The sequence below is a fragment of the Micromonospora sp. NPDC049175 genome (assembly GCF_043197345.1).
Lineage (GTDB): Bacteria > Actinomycetota > Actinomycetes > Mycobacteriales > Micromonosporaceae > Micromonospora.
The window spans coordinates 650,059-666,628 of sequence record NZ_JBICSY010000004.1 but is presented as its reverse complement, the minus strand read 5'-3'; the positions used below and the strand labels follow the sequence as shown (position 1 = coordinate 666,628).

Annotated in this window: 16 protein-coding genes; 9 read left to right on the top strand and 7 right to left on the bottom strand. The window is 72.7% G+C overall.

Annotated features, from left to right (window positions below; genetic code table 11):
- Positions 1-14 precede the first annotated feature (14 nt).
- Positions 15-623 carry a hypothetical protein gene (locus ACGFH8_RS20095; protein ID WP_393369017.1) on the bottom strand — a complete coding sequence of 203 codons (609 nt, stop codon included), beginning with the start codon at positions 621-623 and terminating at the stop codon, positions 15-17.
- Between the two features lie 180 nt (positions 624-803).
- Here ACGFH8_RS20095 and ACGFH8_RS20090 point away from each other — a divergent pair, with 180 nt between their 5' ends.
- From ACGFH8_RS20090 to ACGFH8_RS20080, 3 genes are all read left to right on the top strand, one after another.
- Positions 804-1,901: a DUF5919 domain-containing protein gene (locus ACGFH8_RS20090; protein ID WP_393369015.1), complete on the top strand. Its 1,098-nt coding sequence runs from the start codon at positions 804-806 to the stop codon at positions 1,899-1,901.
- A gap of 73 nt (positions 1,902-1,974) precedes the next feature.
- Positions 1,975-2,862, top strand: a complete 888-nt coding sequence (locus ACGFH8_RS20085) for a pentapeptide repeat-containing protein (RefSeq protein WP_393369012.1) — start codon at positions 1,975-1,977, stop codon at positions 2,860-2,862.
- A gap of 72 nt (positions 2,863-2,934) precedes the next feature.
- Entirely contained in the window at positions 2,935-3,171 is a 237-nt protein-coding gene (locus tag ACGFH8_RS20080; RefSeq protein WP_238648548.1) for a preprotein translocase YidC, read from the top strand.
- 7 nt (positions 3,172-3,178) lie between these two features.
- On the opposite strand, the gene rnhA is transcribed toward ACGFH8_RS20080, so the two are convergent.
- The 3 genes from rnhA to ACGFH8_RS20065 all read right to left on the bottom strand — a co-directional run bounded on the left by rnhA (position 3,179) and on the right by ACGFH8_RS20065 (position 6,429).
- Positions 3,179-3,652, bottom strand: a complete 474-nt coding sequence (gene rnhA, locus ACGFH8_RS20075; protein WP_030491933.1) for a ribonuclease HI — start codon at positions 3,650-3,652, stop codon at positions 3,179-3,181.
- 189 nt (positions 3,653-3,841) lie between these two features.
- Positions 3,842-5,110, bottom strand: coding sequence for a lycopene cyclase family protein (locus ACGFH8_RS20070; protein WP_393369008.1), 1,269 nt, complete (start codon positions 5,108-5,110; stop codon positions 3,842-3,844).
- A 47-nt stretch (positions 5,111-5,157) separates the two neighbouring features.
- Complete coding sequence (locus tag ACGFH8_RS20065; RefSeq protein WP_393369005.1) at positions 5,158-6,429, bottom strand: MFS transporter; 1,272 nt, start codon at positions 6,427-6,429, stop codon at positions 5,158-5,160.
- Between the two features lie 296 nt (positions 6,430-6,725).
- On the opposite strand from ACGFH8_RS20065, the gene ACGFH8_RS20060 reads away from it, so the two are divergent.
- The 4 genes from ACGFH8_RS20060 to ACGFH8_RS20045 all read left to right on the top strand — a co-directional run bounded on the left by ACGFH8_RS20060 (position 6,726) and on the right by ACGFH8_RS20045 (position 9,710).
- The gene (locus tag ACGFH8_RS20060) at positions 6,726-7,211 is read left to right on the top strand and encodes a hypothetical protein (RefSeq protein WP_393369004.1); all 486 of its coding nucleotides are present in this window, start codon (positions 6,726-6,728) and stop codon (positions 7,209-7,211) included.
- Positions 7,212-7,300: 89 nt separating this feature from the next.
- Complete coding sequence (locus tag ACGFH8_RS20055) at positions 7,301-7,912, top strand: class F sortase (RefSeq protein ID WP_393369001.1); 612 nt, start codon at positions 7,301-7,303, stop codon at positions 7,910-7,912.
- Between the two features lie 110 nt (positions 7,913-8,022).
- Positions 8,023-9,123, top strand: a complete 1,101-nt coding sequence (locus ACGFH8_RS20050) for a magnesium and cobalt transport protein CorA (RefSeq protein ID WP_393369000.1) — start codon at positions 8,023-8,025, stop codon at positions 9,121-9,123.
- A gap of 167 nt (positions 9,124-9,290) precedes the next feature.
- Positions 9,291-9,710, top strand: a complete 420-nt coding sequence (locus ACGFH8_RS20045; RefSeq protein ID WP_393368997.1) for a YchJ family metal-binding protein — start codon at positions 9,291-9,293, stop codon at positions 9,708-9,710.
- A 154-nt stretch (positions 9,711-9,864) separates the two neighbouring features.
- On the opposite strand, the gene ACGFH8_RS20040 is transcribed toward ACGFH8_RS20045, so the two are convergent.
- The 3 genes from ACGFH8_RS20040 to ACGFH8_RS20030 all read right to left on the bottom strand — a co-directional run bounded on the left by ACGFH8_RS20040 (position 9,865) and on the right by ACGFH8_RS20030 (position 13,433).
- Positions 9,865-10,572 (bottom strand): metalloregulator ArsR/SmtB family transcription factor, encoded by a 708-nt coding sequence (locus tag ACGFH8_RS20040; RefSeq protein ID WP_393368995.1) that lies wholly within the window; start codon positions 10,570-10,572, stop codon positions 9,865-9,867.
- Positions 10,573-10,658: 86 nt separating this feature from the next.
- Positions 10,659-11,987 (bottom strand): MFS transporter, encoded by a 1,329-nt coding sequence (locus tag ACGFH8_RS20035; RefSeq protein ID WP_393368992.1) that lies wholly within the window; start codon positions 11,985-11,987, stop codon positions 10,659-10,661.
- 210 nt (positions 11,988-12,197) lie between these two features.
- Complete coding sequence (locus tag ACGFH8_RS20030) at positions 12,198-13,433, bottom strand: hypothetical protein (RefSeq protein ID WP_393368989.1); 1,236 nt, start codon at positions 13,431-13,433, stop codon at positions 12,198-12,200.
- A 233-nt stretch (positions 13,434-13,666) separates the two neighbouring features.
- Between ACGFH8_RS20030 and ACGFH8_RS20025 the strand changes: the two genes are divergently transcribed.
- Together ACGFH8_RS20025 and ACGFH8_RS20020 are read left to right on the top strand one after the other, a co-directional pair.
- Complete coding sequence (locus ACGFH8_RS20025; protein WP_393368986.1) at positions 13,667-14,776, top strand: peptidoglycan-binding protein; 1,110 nt, start codon at positions 13,667-13,669, stop codon at positions 14,774-14,776.
- 107 nt (positions 14,777-14,883) lie between these two features.
- Positions 14,884-16,458: a glutamate synthase-related protein gene (locus ACGFH8_RS20020; protein WP_393368983.1), complete on the top strand. Its 1,575-nt coding sequence runs from the start codon at positions 14,884-14,886 to the stop codon at positions 16,456-16,458.
- The last annotated feature ends 112 nt before the right edge of the window (positions 16,459-16,570 follow it).

Below are 16,570 nucleotides of genomic sequence, written 5' to 3'. Positions count from 1 at the left end.
AGGAGCGGGCGACGTCAACGCATCGGCGCGGCCGACGCCCGGACGATGTACGCGAACTGCGCCGCGAACGCCACCACCGCGACCAGCACCCCGACGGCGACCGTCACCACGCCCCCGGCCCCGACGGTCGCGGCCACCAGAGCGACGCCGAGCCCGGTCAGCACCGCGTTGACCGCGCCCACGAGTGCGGCGGTGGTCAGCAGGAACTCCCACCGCCCCGGTCGCGTGCCGACCAGGTTCCAGGCGGTACTCATGGCGTCGTCGGCCACCACCGCGTCGGCGAAGAAGTCGTGCTCGCCCGCGAGATGATGCTGGTAGTAGGCCCGAATGCGCTGGATCCGCCGCAGGTCCAACGAGTTCTCCACGGTGGTCTCCACCAGCCGCAGAAACGTCAGCACCCCGAGGATGACAAGCGTCGGCAGCACCGCGGCCAGGTACGGCCGGACCAGCTTGTCGTTGCTGGCGACGAAGCCGAGGCCGATCAGCGCCGCCGACAGGACCGACAGGAAGATGGTGGCGCGGCCGGTGGCCTCGGCGATGGTGCCGGCGCGGGACGTCTGCAACGCGTAGTGCTCGGTGGTCAGGACGGAGAGAAGCGCCTGCTCGCGTTCGCCCTCGTCCACCCCGCCACCCTCCGTGGTCGCACGACTCCGTTACCGTCACCCTATGAGCGGCGGAGCTTCTCCGAGCGGTGAACCGGCCGCTCGGAGAAGGGGACAGCGCCCAGCAAAGCGGGCACGTATCCTCCGAATTCCGGTGATCAGCAAACGGCGGTGGGCCGACCGACAGCGGAAGGGGACCGGATGCCCGGGTGGGCTGGTCGAGGCGGGCGGCAACGACGCGCCTTCGTCGTCGGTGGGGCCCTGCTCGGGGTCGCCGTCGTCATGCTCGTGGGCGCCTGGCGCAGCACCGGCTTCCTGAGCGACCTGCTGCTCAACCTCGGTGCCAGCGTGGTGCTGGCGGCCATCTCGTACGTCATCTTCGACCCGCTGTTCGAGGAGGCCCGCAAGGCACGGGTGCAGGAGCACCTGAGCTTCGACCAGCAGGCGTTCGTGACCCGGTTGCACCGCTCCGGCCGCCGGGTGCGCATCCTCGACACCTGGACGATCCTGTTGGAGCAGCGGCACCGGGAGGAGACGCTGAGCGCGATCCGGACGGCGCTCGCCAACGGCGCGCAGGTGCAGCTTCTCCTGCTCGATCCGGACTGCACCGCCGCGCAGCAACGCTCCGAGGAGTTGGAACGGCAGCGGGTCGACGTTCCCCGGCAGATCCGCACCAACCTGCGCCACCTGGTCGCCTTCACCGACGCCCTCGACGCCCGGTTGCGGCAACGCCTGCAGATCCGGCTCTACGACGCGTCCCCGTCGATCCAGCTCTACCAGTGGGACGGGCGGGCGTTGATCTCGTTCTTCCCGATCGGGAAGCTGTCGTTCAACGTCCCCCAGCTCGAGGTCGACATGGACAGCCCGTGGGGCGGGTTCGTGCACGCCCGGTTCGAGGAGTTGTGGGAGCACGAACAGGCCACCCTCGACCTGGAGCGCTACTGGTCGGTCATGGTCACCCTCCTGCACGACGACTCGGACGTGGCCGAGGTACGCGTGCCGTACGTGACGGTGGACGGGCAGCACTACGTCGACTGCCGTGGGTTCCGGGTGACCGGGCAACTGACCGCGCGCGCCATGCTGCCGCCCCGCGCGCCCGGGGCGTCCCCCGCGATGTTCGCGCTGGCGGAGCCCGCCGACGAGGACCACACGCCGGCCGACACCGTGAAACGGCACTTCGACCAGAAGTACGGGCACGCCGACGGGGAGCGGGCGATCTACCGGTTGGTGCCGCCACCGGGCACCTCCCGTCCGCCGGCGCCCCGCTCGGCGGCGGCCGACGACACGCACGGACGGTGACCCCCACCCGACCGGTCGGCTCGGGGCGCGAGACAATTGTGGCCTCGCCCCGAACGCCAGGAGGACCGGCCACGTGTCGCCCAGCACCGCACCGCCGCCCGGGTCGGCGCAGCTTCGCGCCGACTGCGGACGCTGTTTCGGCCTGTGCTGCGTGGTGCCCGCGTTCGCCCGCTCGGCGGACTTCGCCATCGACAAGCCGGCCGGGCGGGCCTGCCCCAACCTCGGTCCGGACCACCGCTGCGGCATCCACACCGAGCTGCGCCAACGGGGGTTTCCCGGCTGCACGGTGTTCGACTGCTTCGGGGCCGGGCAGCAGGTCGCCCAGGTGACCTTCGGCGGGCGGGACTGGCGGGACGCGCCGGAGACGCTGCCGGCCATGGCGGAGGCGTTCGCCGTGCTGCGCCCCCTGCACGAACTGCTCTGGTACGTCACCGAGGCGCTGGCGCTGCGTCCGCCGGCCGACCTGCGCGACGAGTTGGTCCGCGCCCGCGCCGAGACGGCGGCACTGACCGAGGGTGACCCGGCGCGCCTGCGCACGGTGGACGTCGCCGCGCATCGGGACCGGGTCAACCCGCTGCTGTCCCGGGCCAGCGACGCGGCCCGAGCACCCGGGGGCGCCGACCACCGGGGCGCGCACCTGCCCGGCGTCGACCTGCGCCGGGCCGACCTGCGCCGGGCCAACCTGCGCGGGGCGCTGCTGATCGGCGCCGACCTGCGCGGCGTCGACCTGAGCCGGGCCGATGTCACGGGCGCGGACCTGCGCGGGGCCGACCTGCGCGGGGCCGATCTGCGGAGCACGCTTTTCCTGCACCAGTCCCAGCTGGACGCCGCGCGGGGCGACGCACGCACCGTCCTGCCGGCGACCCACACCCGGCCGCCGCACTGGACGGCGCTGCCGCTCACCCCGGTCCGCCAGCCCTCCCGGGCAACCGCCTCCACCGGCCGCCGCCGACGGCGCTGAGCGCGAGGTTTCGGCCGGTACGACGCCGGGTAGCCAGCGCCGACGCGGACCGGCATCGACGGGGGGCACGGCGTGGGCTACCGAAAGCGCGACGGTGAGTTGCCGGGCGACCCGCAGCACAGCGAGGACGAGGCCGGCCAGGTGCCGCTGGTGCAGGTCGAGGCGGACACCGAGGTGCCCGCGCCGGCGGACACCGACGTCCGGCCGGACATCGTGACCGAGCCCGACAACTCGGGTGTCGCCGGTGGTTCGTCCGGCAGCAGCGGCGGCGGGTCGAGCATGCCGGGGCACCCCGACGCGACCCGCTGACCCGGGCTCAGCGGCTGGTCAGTGCGGCTCGCGCCTCGGTCATGCCCTTGTTGGCCAGCCCGTCGGCCCGCTCGTTCTCCGGGTGGCCGTTGTGCCCCTTGACCCACAGCCAGGTGACCTCGTGCCGTTCGCAGGCCGCCTCCAGCCGCTGCCACAGGTCGGCGTTCTTCACCGGCTGCTTCGCGGCGGTCCGCCAACCGTTGCGCTTCCAGGACGCCAGCCAACTGGTGATGCCGTTGCGCACGTACGTGCTGTCGGTGTGCAGCTCCACGGTGACCGGCCGGTTCAGGCTCTCCAACGCCTGGATGGCCGCCATCAGCTCCATCCGGTTGTTGGTGGTCGGCGTGGCCTCGCCACCGCACAACTCCCGCTCGTGGTCGCCGTAGCGCAACAGCGCGCCCCAACCGCCCGGCCCGGGGTTGCCACTGCACGCCCCGTCGGTCCAGATCTGCACGCCCCTGCCGGCCGCCGCGTCCACCATGCCCGGCAACCTACCGGGCGGTGACGTCGTCCTCCCCGCTCGGGGGGCCGGCACGCCGAGGCGACGCCCCGCCCACGGTGCCCCAGGCCCGCCCCCGGTGCCCCGCCTGCGGTGCCCCGCCCACGGTGCCCCGCCCAGGGTGCCCCACTGGCGGGGCAGCTCTACAGGCGGCGCAGGACACGACACCGGTCAGGTCCGACGGGTCGCTCCACCCGCGCCGGGCTCCGCGCCCAGCGGATCCCCCACCACCGCGGGCGGGACTGCCGGCGCCGGGCGGGTCGGGCGAAGCCGGTCGAGGGCGCGGTGCGCCGCGTCTCCGGCGGTGGCGGCGATCATCGGCAGCAGCCGGGTCGAGTTCATGATCGCGACCTCCTCGGCCGGGGTGGTGAGCCCGTCGAGGAAGCGCAGCACCCGCTCGGCCGGGTTGCGGTCGAAGAGCCGGTCGAAGAAATCGGGGCCGCCGACCCCGCCCCGGTCCAGCGCTCGCAGGGCCACCGCGTCCATCCACAGGTGCCGACGCGGGTACGCGGCCTGCGGCACCGGCGGCAGTCCCGTCGCGAGGGAGCGGGCCACCTGGTCGGCCTGGCGGTACATGGCGGAGAACGTGAAGCCGGTGGAGGGTCGGGTCGCGCCGCCGGCCGTACCGAACCGGACCACCCGGGGCGAGGGCCGGGCCGGGAACGGCGCGTCGGTCATCGGGATCACCCCGTTCTCCACCTCGCGCACCCGCAGCCCGGCCGGGTCCAGGCCGAGCAGGTCGCGGTAGCCGGCCAGTGCCGCGTCGTACCCGGCGTCGGTGAGCAGGTCGGGCGAGAACTCGGTGTACTCGACCAGGGCGTACCTGTCGCTCACCGGCAGCACGTACCCGAACGAGACGCCTCGGCGTGGCTGCGGGGTGCGGAAGTCCATCAGCACGGCGCGCACGGGGTCGAACACCGGCCGGTCGGCCTCCAGCCACCACCCCCGGAAGTGCTGCAACCAGGTGGTTCGCCCCGCTCGCACCGGCGGGCGGGGTCGGGAGTCGAGCACCCAGGCCGCCCGCACCACGCGCCCGTCGCCGGTACGCACCAGCACCCGCGTGCCGTCGTCGGTCACCATCTCGGCGGGGGCGACGATCCGGGTGGCACCGAGGCGACGTTCGGCATCGGCAGCCCGGTCGTAGACCGGGCCGGAGCGGAGCATGGCGTACCGCAGCGGGGTCAGGTCCAGGACGCGGCGCCGCGCCGTCGTCGCCACCTCGACCTGCTGCCAGCTCGCGCTGAGCAGCGGGTCCAGGTCGGTGCCCGGGTGGCCCCAGAACGCCCAGGTGCGGTCCTGACCGCGTCGGTGGACCGGGTCGACGACGGCGATACGCAGGTCCCGGACGCCGTGCCGGTCCAGCGCGGCCAGCAGCAGCGACGCCGCGCCGCCACCGCCGAGCAGCGCGAGGTCGACGTCGAGCGGCGCGGAATCGGTCACCCGCACCACGCTGCCACACCGCCGCCCGCCGCCGCCCGCCGCACCACTCAGGGCACGGGCGTGCGCTGCTGCTCGACCGCGGGCGGGTCGGCATAGGCGCGCGTGACCGCCGCGCGGTCGAAGACCCGCCAGGTGGCGGCGGCGACGCCGATGGCCACCACCAACCCGACCCAGTACGGCGCGGTGATGCCGAACCGGGCGGCGAGCACCCCGCCCAGCAGCGCGCCCACGCAGTTGCCACCGGCCGCCACGAAGAGGGTCGTGCTGGCCACCCGCCCCTGCAACGCCGGCGGGGTGAGTCGTTGGCGCAGGGAGTTCGCCACGATGTTCCACAACGCGCCGTGCACGCCGAAGGCGAAGAGCGCGAACCCGACCACGATGGTGCTGCGCGACGCGGCCAACGCCAGGTGCAGGCCCGCCTCGACGAGCAGGCCGATCCGGATCGTCCAGGTGGCGCTGATCCGGGCGATGATCCGGTCGCCGAGGAACGCGCCGAGCACCCCACCGGCGGCCATGCAGGTGAACAGCAGGCCGTAGCCGACGGAGGAGAGTCCGAGCCGCTCGCCGGCGAGCAGCACCAGCACCGCGAGCGCGGCGGTGAGGGTCACGTTGAGCAGACCGATCAGCACGGCCATCGTGCGCAGCAACCGCTGGTTCGCCAACCACCGCAGCCCCTCGACGATCTCGCCACCCATCGAACGGGTACGGCGTTCGTGCGTCTCGCCGGCGGAGGCCCGGAAGTCTCCGCCGATGAGTGCCGCCAGGACGGCGCTGAGGGCGTACGTGACCGCGTTGACAAGGAACGGGCTGCCTGCCGAGAGCGCGAACAGGAAGCCGCCGAGCGGGCCGGCGAGCATGCTGTGCATGAGGGTGGCGCCACCGCTGAGCCAACCGTTGGCGCGCTCCAGGCGGTGTCGCGGCACCACGCTCGGCACGATGGCCTGGCTCGCCGCGCGGAACACGATCTCACCCGTGTTGACCAGGAACAACACCGCGTACAGCAGGGCCACTCCGCCGTGGCCGGTGAGGATCGCCGTGGCCAGGACGGCGAGCGCGACCACCCGGACCAGGTCGATGACGATCATCAGGCGGCGCCGGTCCATCCGGTCCACCAGCACCCCGCCGGGCAGGGCGAAGAGCAGCCACGGCAGCCACGCCACGGCGGACGCCCCGGCGACCACGAGCGGGTCGTCGGTACGCGACGCGACGAAGAGCGGCGCGCTGACGGTGGCCAGACCGCTGCCCAGGGCCGACAGGGTCGTCGCCGCCCAGAGTCGGGCGAACGTCGTTCCCAGACCAGCTCCCACGTTCGGTGTCACGGCGAGCGAACCTACCAGCGTTTCGGCCGGCGACCACGGCCTTTATCCACCCGTCCGGCCGGTCGCGCCCATCGGCTCGTGGACAGCCGACGCCATACCTCGCCATCGACCCAGGGACGACAGCTCGCAGCTCTCCCCGCCTTCCGGTGGACACGTGACGGCAACGAGGAATTCTCATTTTCACCTGATCGAGGACCCAACCCACCTAGTGTTGGGCACACCGGTGCTAGTCACGGAGTTGGCCACCCGAACGACGTCCCACGCAGTCAGCGGACGAAAAGTGAGGGAAGACGCGTATGAAGGTCTCAACAGCACTCTGCTCGGCGGCGCTCGGCGTGGGCCTCGGCACGCTCCTGCTGCCAGGCGCCGCACTGGCCGACACGACCGTGTCACCGGCCACCACCCCGGTCGGTGGGACCGTCGTGCTCACCGCGACGACCTGCAACCCGAAGTCGGGTGACGCCCTCTTCCGGGTCACCGGCCCCAACCGCGACCAGAACGTCCGATCCACCACGGCCGCCGCCGGCGGCGGGCTGAGCGCCGAACTCTTCACCGCCGGATTCACCCTGGGCACGTACACGGTGGCCGCGACCTGCGGCGACGGCAGCTCGGCGGGCACCGCGACGTTCACCGTCACCCCGATCGGCGGCGCGCCGGCCGGCTCCGGCGGTGACCGCCGCGACACCGGCGCTCTGGCCGCCGGCGGCACCCTGCTCGGCACCGCCCTCGCCGGCGCGGTGGTCCTGATCCGCCGGCGACGCCCGGTGTCCACTGTCGCCTGATCGGCGACTGCTCCATCCCTGAGGACGGGTGCCCGCACCGGTGACACCGGCGCGGGCACCCCGACGATGCCCTACGGAGGTGTGCCCACGTGTGGTGGCGGCGGACCCTACCGGCCGTGGTGGCCCTGCTCGGAGTGACCGGGCTGGGGCTGATCACCGTCGGCCTCACCGCCGACCCGACGCGGCCACCACCACCGCCGGCCGACGCGCCGAGGCGCACCCATCCCGCGCCGGACCTCGCGCCGCTGCCCCGCGCCGCGCCGGTCCGGGTGCGGATTCCCGCCATCGACGTACGCGCGGAGGTCGTTCCGGTCGGCGCGGACACCGCCGGGGTGCTGGAGGTGCCGCCACTTGACAAGCCCACCCTCGCCGGCTGGTACCGGCACGGGGTCAGCCCCGGCGAAACCGGCAACGCCGTCCTGGTGGGACACGTCGACTCCCCCGCCGGACCGGCCGTCTTCTTCGACCTCGGCCGGCTGCGCGGCGGCGCGCAGATCCAGATCACCCGTGCCGACGCGCGGGTCGCCACGTTCACCGTGGACGACGTCCGCGCGTACCCGAAGGAGCACTTTCCCACCACGCTCGTCTACGGCCCGGCGGACGCCGCCGGGCTACGCCTGATCACCTGCGGCGGCCGGTTCGACGCCACGACCGGCAACTACGTCGACAACGTCGTCGTCTTCGCCACCCGCACCGCCTGAACACCGTCGCCCGCCTGTCGGGCCCCCGACCCCGCTCGGCAGAATGCGGTGGCACCATCCCCGGCGGGCACCGTGACCGGGGCGGTGCGCGGGCGACGGGGAGGCACGCGGTGGATCAGCGACCGGTACGGGACCGGGCGGGTCGAGGCGTACGTGCCCTGGCCCGTCGACTGCTCGGCCGGGTCGAGGGCGACTCCCCCACCCCGCGCCGGTCCAACCCGGACGCGGTCGTCGACTGCGCCGTCTACGTGGACGGTCGGCGCGAGCCCGGCCAGCGGCACTACGCCGACGCGTACGCCCGGGCGCGGCACGGCCGCAACGCCTTCGTGTGGCTGGGTCTGCACGACCCGGGGCCGGCCGTGCTCGCCGCGGTCGGCCGGACCTTCGGCCTCGACGAGCTGACCGTCGAGCAGGCCCTCGCCGACGGGCACCGACCCACCGTGCAGCAGCACGGGCCGGTCACACTGCTGGTGCTGCGCACCGCCGGGTACGTGGAACACGACGAGCTGACCGACACCTCCGAGGTGATCGACACCGGCGACGTGATGGTGCTGCTCGGCGACCGGTTCGCCATCACCGTGCGGCACGGCGCCGCCGGGGCGCTGCGCAGCGTCCGCGCCGACATCGAGCGCCGTCCCGCCCTGCTGGCCACCGGGCCCTGGGCGGTGGCGTACGCGGTCTGCGCCCGGATGGTCGACACCTACCTGGAGGTGGCCGGGCACGTGGAGCGGGACCTGGAACGGGTCGAGGAGGCGGTGTTCGCCCGCGACCGCGCTGTCGACATCCAGCACATCTACCAGCTCAAACGGGAGGTGGTGGAGTTCAAGCGGGCGGTGCTGCCGTTGCAGGCGCCGATGCGGACACTGCTCGACCCCGACGGCCCGCCACGCGCCCTGCACCGCTGGTTCGTCGACGTGGACGGCCGGCTGGCCCGAGCCGTCGACCGGGTCGCCGCGTACGACGACCTGCTCACCTCGATCGTGCAGTCCCGGTTGGCGCAGCTCGCCGTCGAACAGAACAACGACATGCGCAAGATCGCGGCGTGGGCGGCCATCGCGGCCACCCAGACCGGCATCGCCGGCATCTACGGCATGAACTTCGACCACATGCCGGGGCTGGCCTGGCGGCACGGCTTCGCCGCCTCCCTCGCCCTGATGGCCGTTGTCGCCCTGGCCCTGTACCGCCTGTTCCGCCGCTCCGGCTGGCTCTGACCCCACCCCACCCACCCCACCCCAGCCCAGCCCAGCCCAGCCCAGCCCGCCGATCTTGCACTTTCTGTCGTCGTTATGCCTCTCTTGTCCCTTATGCCGCGACCGAAAGTGCAAGATCGCGGGAGAGGCGCGGTACGGGGCGCTCGGCCGTACGGCAGGATGGCGACGTGGGTAAGGGTGCGGGACGACGACGGGCGAACGTCACGACGGGACGGGGCTGCCCGTGCGGCTCGGGCCAGGCGTACGCGGACTGCTGTGCGCCCGTGCACGGCGGCGACGCGCAGGCACCGACCGCCGAGGCGCTGATGCGCTCCCGGTTCAGTGCCTTCGCCCTCGGCGACACCGGCTACCTGCTGCGCAGCTGGCACTCCTCGACCCGGCCCGCCTCGCTGGAGCTCGACCCGGGGCAGCGGTGGACCCGACTGGAGATCGTCGAGACCGAGCGGGGCGGCCTGCTCGACGCCGCCGGCACCGTGACGTTCCACGCCCACTACCGCGACACGGGCAAGCCCGGCACCCTGACCGAGCACAGCCGGTTCGTCCGCGAGGACGGCCGATGGGTCTACGTCGACGGTGACCAAACCTGACCGCCGCTCGTCGGCACCTGACCAACAAGGCCGCCGAGCCGGCCGCCGAGCCGCCCGCGGCCCCGTCTCCCGCGTCCGCCGCGGCGCAGACCGAGAGGATCGCCGACGGCGGCCTCCTCGGGCCGCCGCCGGCCACCTCGTCGATTCGGGGTGATCAGTCCGGCAGGTCGGCGGCCAACCGGGCGAGGCCGGGGAGGATCTGGTCCCGCCAGCCGGGCCCCATCCGCGCGAAGGCGTCTCGGGCCCGGGGGTCGTCGAGGTCGAATCCCGAGTGGTCCAGGAACAGCCGGGTGCCGTTGCCCTCGGGAACCAGCCGCCAGGTCAGCGTCCAGTTCTCGTTGAACGTGTAGACGAGACGCCGCTCGGGCTCGACCTCGGTGACCTCGCAGGCCACCGCTCCCCAACCGGGCATCTGTAGGTGGAAGCGGTGGCCGACGACGTCGCCCGGCACCCACCAGCGGGCGAGCAACTCCGGCTCGGTGAGGCTGCGCCAGACCTTCGATGGCGGCGCGGCGATGAACTGGTCCACGGCGATGGTGGCGGTATCGGTCATGGTCTCCTCCTGGAGCATGTTGGCGAGGGTACGGAGGCGGTGACGCCAGAACCGCTCGAAGGGGTGGAGCCAGTCGCCCACCTGGGCGAGCGGCTCGGCGGTCAGGTGGTAGTGCCGTTGTCGTCCGCTGGGCTGGTCGTGCACGAGCCCGGCCCGCCGCAGGATCTGCAGGTGCTCGGCGACGGCCGGCCGACTCAGGTCGAAGCTGGCGGCGAGGTCACCTGCCGTGCGGGGCCCGTCGGTCAGGATTTCCAACAAGCGTCGGCGGACCGGGTTCGCCAGCGCGAGGAAGAGGTCGTCGTCGGGCACGTCAGGAATGATGCGTCGGAGCTTCCCGACATGTCAAGAACTCCCGACATAACCTTACGTGACGGTGGCGCGAATCACTGCGACTCTCAGTCATCAGCCCTTCCGCCACCGAGGGCGAGTTCGGCAGGCGACCGGCGGCGGGCCAGTAGCACCAGCGGCATCACGAGGTACGCCCCGGCGATCAGCGCGAACGCCACCGCGTTGCCGGCCGCCGTGGCGAGCAGACCGTAGACGGCGTACGTCACGATGATCAGCACGTCGGTGGCCATCCCGGCCAGGGAGGTGACGGTGGCGCGGCTGGTGCCCGTGATCCGGGCCTGGAGTCGCGCGTCGGCCAGCACGGTGGCCAACTGCGCGGCACCGAAGGCCACCGCGAGCAGCACGAACCCCGCCGGGTGCCGAAGCAGAGCACCTCCGGCCAGTGCGACGCCGACCAGCCCCAACAGCGCGCCGTACCCTCGGCTGCCCAGCCGCTCTCCCGCCGGGGCGAGCAGCCCGCCGACTGTCACCCCGGCCCAGAGCAGCAGGAGCAGCAGGGGTACGGCCTGCGCTCCGACGCCGGTGTCCAGGGCCAGCAGCGGTGTGTACTCGTCCAGGGCACCCCAGTCGGCGGCGACCACGGCCACCAGCAGCACGGCGGCCCGTACCGGCGGGTGGGTGCGGACCTGCGCCACTCCGGCGCGCAGCGTGTCCCACCACCCCAGGTCACCATCGTCGTGCGGGCTCGCGGGTGGGACGGTGTCCGGCTCGTCCGGTCGGAGTGGTGCGGCACCCACCGACCGAGCGGCCAGCGCCGACTCGGGGACCGGGACGGACACGGCGGCCGGGGCGCGGTGCTCCGGGAACTGGGTGGCGACCACCGCGGCGAGCAGGCAGGCGAGCACGCTGGCCGCGCCGATCGCCGGGTACGCGCCGGCGGCGAGCACCGGGCCGGCGAGCACTCCGGAGAGCACCACGCCCAGCACGCCCGCCGTCCGGGCCCGCCCGAGCACCCGGGCGTAGCGGCCGACCGCGCCGAGACGATCCAACTCGGTCCACACCAGTGCTTCCAGGGCACCGGAGACCAAGGCCCCGCCGGCGCCCCAGAGCAGGAAACCGACCGCGAAAGCCGGGTACGACGGCAGCGACACCCACAGCGCGTACCCGGCGGCGGTCACCAGCGGGGCGAGGCACAGCAGCAACCGGCGGGACACCACGTCGGCCCACGCGCCGGAGGGCACCTCGAACAGGATGCCGGCCGCCGACCAGATGATGAACAGCGACGAGATCTGCCCCACCGACAGCCCGGTGTCGGCGAAGAACACCACGTACAGCGGGTAGAGCAGCACGAGGTCACTGAGGAACGCGTACCCGTAGAGGGTGGTCGTCAGCCGGCGAACCGCCGGGTCGGGCACGCGCAAAGCGATGGGGATCATGAGGCCTTCCCGTGGGAGTGGAGACGGACACCGGACGTGCGGTGCCCGTGGCGGCCCACGGTTTCGGCCTACGGTGCGGGATCAATGTCGCCAGGTCATGTCGGCGATGCTAGCCGCGTCCCGCCGTGTCGGCGAGCGCTTTCGGCGTGCCGGACAAGGACAGCGGGGTGCGGTCCGTTGCGGACCCCACCCCGCTGGCACCGCGGCGAATCAGCGGCGGTTCGGGTCGATCGGCGGGATGACAGTGGTGGTCTCGCTGTCGTCGCCGGCGCGCTGTCCGGGCACCGCACCGCCGGCACCGGTGCTGACCACCTGGGTCGTGTCGGCGTCGCCACCCCGGCTGACCACCTGGGTCGTATCGCCACCGCCACCGCCCCGGCCGACCACCTGGGTCGTGTCGGCGTCAACACCACCTCGGCTGACCACCTGGGTCGTGTCGGAGTCGCGGCCGACCACCTGGGTCGTGTCGGAGTCGCCAAGCGCGGCCGGCACCCGCTCGGTGTCCAGGTCGGCCGGTCGGGTCACGATCTGCGTGGCCTCGGAATCGGCCGGTCGGGTCACCACCTCCGGATCGGCCGGTCGGGTCACCACCTGCGTGGCCTCCGGATCGGCCGATCGGGTCACCACCCGCGGGTCGGCCGGCACGGTCACCACCTGGGTGGCCTCCGGATCGCTGGCGGCCTGCGACGGCCGCACCGGGTCGGTGGCGGCGGCCGACCGCCGGGCCAGGTCGGCCTCGGCGTCGCGGCGACCGGCCCGGTAGGCGCGGGTGTGCGAGGCGATCACCTGCGACTCCTGCTCGGCACGGCTCAACCACCCCTCCCAACGGCTCTGCATGGGACGGATCAGGCCTCCGCCGACACCGACGACGAGGATCCCGCCGACGGTGGCCAGCACGGCGATCAACACGGGCGTGGTGACCGCGGTGGCCACCCCGATCTGGTTCAGCGCGGCGATGACGCCGAGGCCGAGAATGAACACCGAGGCGATGTTGGCCAGCACCCGGCCGTACGACAGCCCGCCGAGCGCGCCACTGATGATGTCCTTGACGGCATTGGCGATGGCGGCGGCGACCACGACGATGACGATCGCGACGAAGGCTCGGGGCAGCCACGAGATCACTGCGGCGAGCAGGTCGGAGATCGGGTTCGGCCCCCAGATGCCGAAGGCGAGCTGGAGGGTGAACAGGAGCACCGCGTAGTAGACGAGCTTCGCGACGATGTCGCTGGCGTCGTACCGGGAACGACTCAGCGCCCGACGAATGCCGCCGCGTTCGACGGCGCGGTCGAAGCCCACCCGCTCCAGGACCTTCTCCACGATCTTCAACACGGCCTTGGCGATCAGCCAACCAGCCACCAGGATCGCCAGGAAGGCGACGGCCTTGGGCAGGAAGAGCATCACCGAGCGGAGGGCGTCGCCCACCGCGTCGCTGACGTTGTCACTCATCTGGTCATTCCTTTACGCGCAGCCGGGGATGGTCAGTCTCCGACCTACCCTCGACCCGACGTGCGGAAACGCCAGCCACCGACGGCCCGGCCGGCTGGATCGTGGGCGCCGCCCCCTAGCGCGCCGGCAAGTCTTGGCAATATTCTCCGGAGTGCGTGCGGCCACTGGAGCTACTTTTCATCCCCCCGCCGTCGGCCGCAGGAGGAGATGTCATGCACGTCGACCATTCCGAAGTGGACCGCCGGACACTGCTGCGGGCCGGTCTCGGCGCCGCCACGGTCGCCGTCGTCGGGAGCGAACTCGCCTTCCCCGCCACGGCACAGGCCGCGCCCGGCACCGACCTGGACTGGATCATCAGCTGTGACGAGTGGGCCGCCCGCCCGCCCAAGGACCCACTGTCGGTGAGCGCCATCGCGACCAACAAGATCATCGTGCATCACATGGCGTTTCCCAACGTCACTGACTACTCCCGCGAGCAGGCGGTCAAACTGGCCCACGACTGCCAGGACCTGCACATGGACGGCAACGGCTGGTCGGACACCGGCCAGCACTTCACGGTGAGCCGCGGTGGTTACGTGCTGGAGGGCCGCCGGGGCAGCCTGGAACGCCTCGAAGCCGGCGACCGGCAGATGATCTCGGCGCACTGTCCGGGCGAGAACGGCCGGGCCATCGGCATCGAGAACGAGGGCACCTACGTCACCGAGACGCCACCGAAGGCACTCACCGACTCGCTGGTCAAGCTCTGCGTCGCCATCTGCCGGCAGTACGGGCTGCACGCGTACGACATCTTCGGCCACTGGGACTTCCGCACCACCGAGTGCCCGGGGGCCGCGTTCTACCGGCAGTTCCCGGAGCTGCGGCGGCGGGTCCACGCGGCCCTCGGCACCAGGCCGGGTGACGTGCCGGCCCGCCGCTGGCCGGACCTGTGGCGCTTCGTCAACTCCCCCTCCGTCCGGGTGGTGCAGCACCTGCTCGCCTACCGGGGCTATCCGGTGACGGTCAGCGGCACGTTCGACGCCGCGACGGTGGCGGCCGTCCAGGACTGGCAGGCCCGTAACGGCATTCCGGTGGACGTGGACGCCACCCTCACCACGCCGACGTGGGAGACCCTCGCTCCGGAACTCGACCAGCACGCCACCGGCGCGCCGGTCACGGCGGTGCAGGAAATCCTGGCCACCAAGGGGTACGCGGTCACCGCGACCGGGGCGTACGACCACGCGACCCGGGCGGCCGTGCAGGATCTGCAGGCGCTGCACGGCCTGCCCCGCAACGGCAAACTCAGCACGAGCACGTGGTGCACCGTCGTCGGCGGGTCGGTCCGCCAGTCGTTCCGGCACCGCTGAGCGGTGGTGGCGGTGCGGGCGTCCCCGCACCGCCACCGGGCCTGCCACCAGCGCGATGGTGCGACCGGGGCGGTTTGGCGCACGGCGCGGGCGGAAAGACTGCCGGTATGAGATGGGCCCGTCGAGCCGTACCCGCTGTCGCCACCGCCGTCGCGGCGCTCGCCGCGCGGGATCTGATCCAGCGCGACCACGCGCTGCTGCGCAACTTTCCGGTGCTCGGTCGCGCCCGTTACCTGTTGGAGGCGATCGGGCCGGAGCTTCGGCAGTACATCGTGGCCGGCAACGACGAGGAGCGACCGTTCACCCGTGACCAGCGCCGCTGGGTGTACGCGTCGGCCAAGCAGGAGAACAACTACTTCGGCTTCGGCACGGACAACGACATCGAGCACACCCGCGGTTATCCGATCATCAAGCACCGCACCTTCGGCCGGGCGGTGCCGCCGTCGACCCCGACCGCCGGGCACGACGTGCGGTTGCCCTGCGCGAAGGTGCTCGGTGCGGCCCGGGGGCGAGCCCGTGCCTTCCGTCCGGAGTCGGTGGTCAACATCTCCGGAATGAGCTTCGGGTCGCTCTCCGGCAACGCCGTCACCGCGCTGAACAAGGGGGCCGCGCTCGCCGGCTGCCTGCAGAACACCGGTGAGGGCGGCCTGTCGCCGTACCACCGCAACGGTGGTGAGTTGGTCTTCCAACTCGGCACGGCGTACTTCGGCTGCCGCGACGAGCACGGCCGGTTCAGCCTGGACCGGCTGAAGAACCTGGTCGCCGGCGCGCCCGTGCGGGCCTTGGAGATCAAGCTCAGCCAGGGCGCCAAGCCGAGCCTCGGTGGGCTGCTGCCCGGGGCGAAGGTGTCCGCCGAGATCGCCGCCACCCGGGGCATCCCGGCTGGTGAGGACTGCGTCAGCCCCTCCCGGCACGCCGAGTTCTCCGACTGCGACAGCCTCCTCGACTGGGTGGAGTTGCTGGCCGCCGAGACGGGCCTGCCGGTCGGCATCAAGTCGGCCGTCGGCGACCTGGGCTTCTGGCGGGAGCTGGCGACCCTGATGCGCGACACCGGTCGGGGTGTGGATTTCGTGACGATCGACGGCGGCGAGGGTGGCACCGGCGCCGCACCGCTGATCTTCAGCGACTCCGTGTCGCTCCCGTTCCAGCAGGGCTTCTCCCGGGTCTACAAGGTCTTCGCCGAGCACGACCTGCACGAGCGGGTGGTCTTCGTCGGCGGCGGCAAGCTCGGCCTGCCCGACAACGCCGTCGTGGCGTTCGCGCTCGGCTGCGACATGGTCAACGTGGGTCGGGAGGCGATGCTGTCGATCGGCTGCATCCAGGCCCAGAAGTGCCACACCGACACCTGCCCCACCGGCGTGGCGACGCAGAACGCCTGGCTGTCCCGAGGCCTGGACCCGGCGTTGAAGTCGGTCCGGGCGGCCAACTACCTGCGGACGTTGCGCCGCGACCTGACCAAGGTCGCCGAGGCCTGCGGGGTGGAGCACCCCGGCCTGATCGGCACGGACGCCGTGGAGATCCTGGACGGCCGCACCGGCTCCACCCCACTGCACGAGGTGTACGGCTACCAGCCGCACTGGGGGCTTCCCTCGCCCACCGACCAGGCGGAGATCGTTCGACTGATGGCGCCGGAGGGACCGCGGGGCGGCAGCGCCCCTCCGTCGGCCACCGCCGTCGGCTGAGCCACACACTTTCCAGTTCACCTGCCGCGTCACTTCGCGCGTGGGCGGCCCGTCGGCGATTCGTCGTTGCCGACACCAAGCCCGAGCCAGACGAACCCACTACGCCCGCCGC

What these genes read in the sequence shown, in the direction of transcription:
- ACGFH8_RS20090 (WP_393369015.1), top strand. Translation starts at nt 804, where the DNA reads ATGCCCGGGTGGGCTGGTCGAGGCGGGCGGCAACGACGCGCCTTCGTC.
- rnhA (WP_030491933.1), bottom strand. Translation starts at nt 3,652, where the DNA reads ATGGTGGACGCGGCGGCCGGCAGGGGCGTGCAGATCTGGACCGACGGG.
- ACGFH8_RS20060 (WP_393369004.1), top strand. Translation starts at nt 6,726, where the DNA reads ATGAAGGTCTCAACAGCACTCTGCTCGGCGGCGCTCGGCGTGGGCCTC.
- ACGFH8_RS20035 (WP_393368992.1), bottom strand. Translation starts at nt 11,987, where the DNA reads ATGATCCCCATCGCTTTGCGCGTGCCCGACCCGGCGGTTCGCCGGCTG.
- ACGFH8_RS20030 (WP_393368989.1), bottom strand. Translation starts at nt 13,433, where the DNA reads ATGAGTGACAACGTCAGCGACGCGGTGGGCGACGCCCTCCGCTCGGTG.
- ACGFH8_RS20020 (WP_393368983.1), top strand. Translation starts at nt 14,884, where the DNA reads ATGAGATGGGCCCGTCGAGCCGTACCCGCTGTCGCCACCGCCGTCGCG.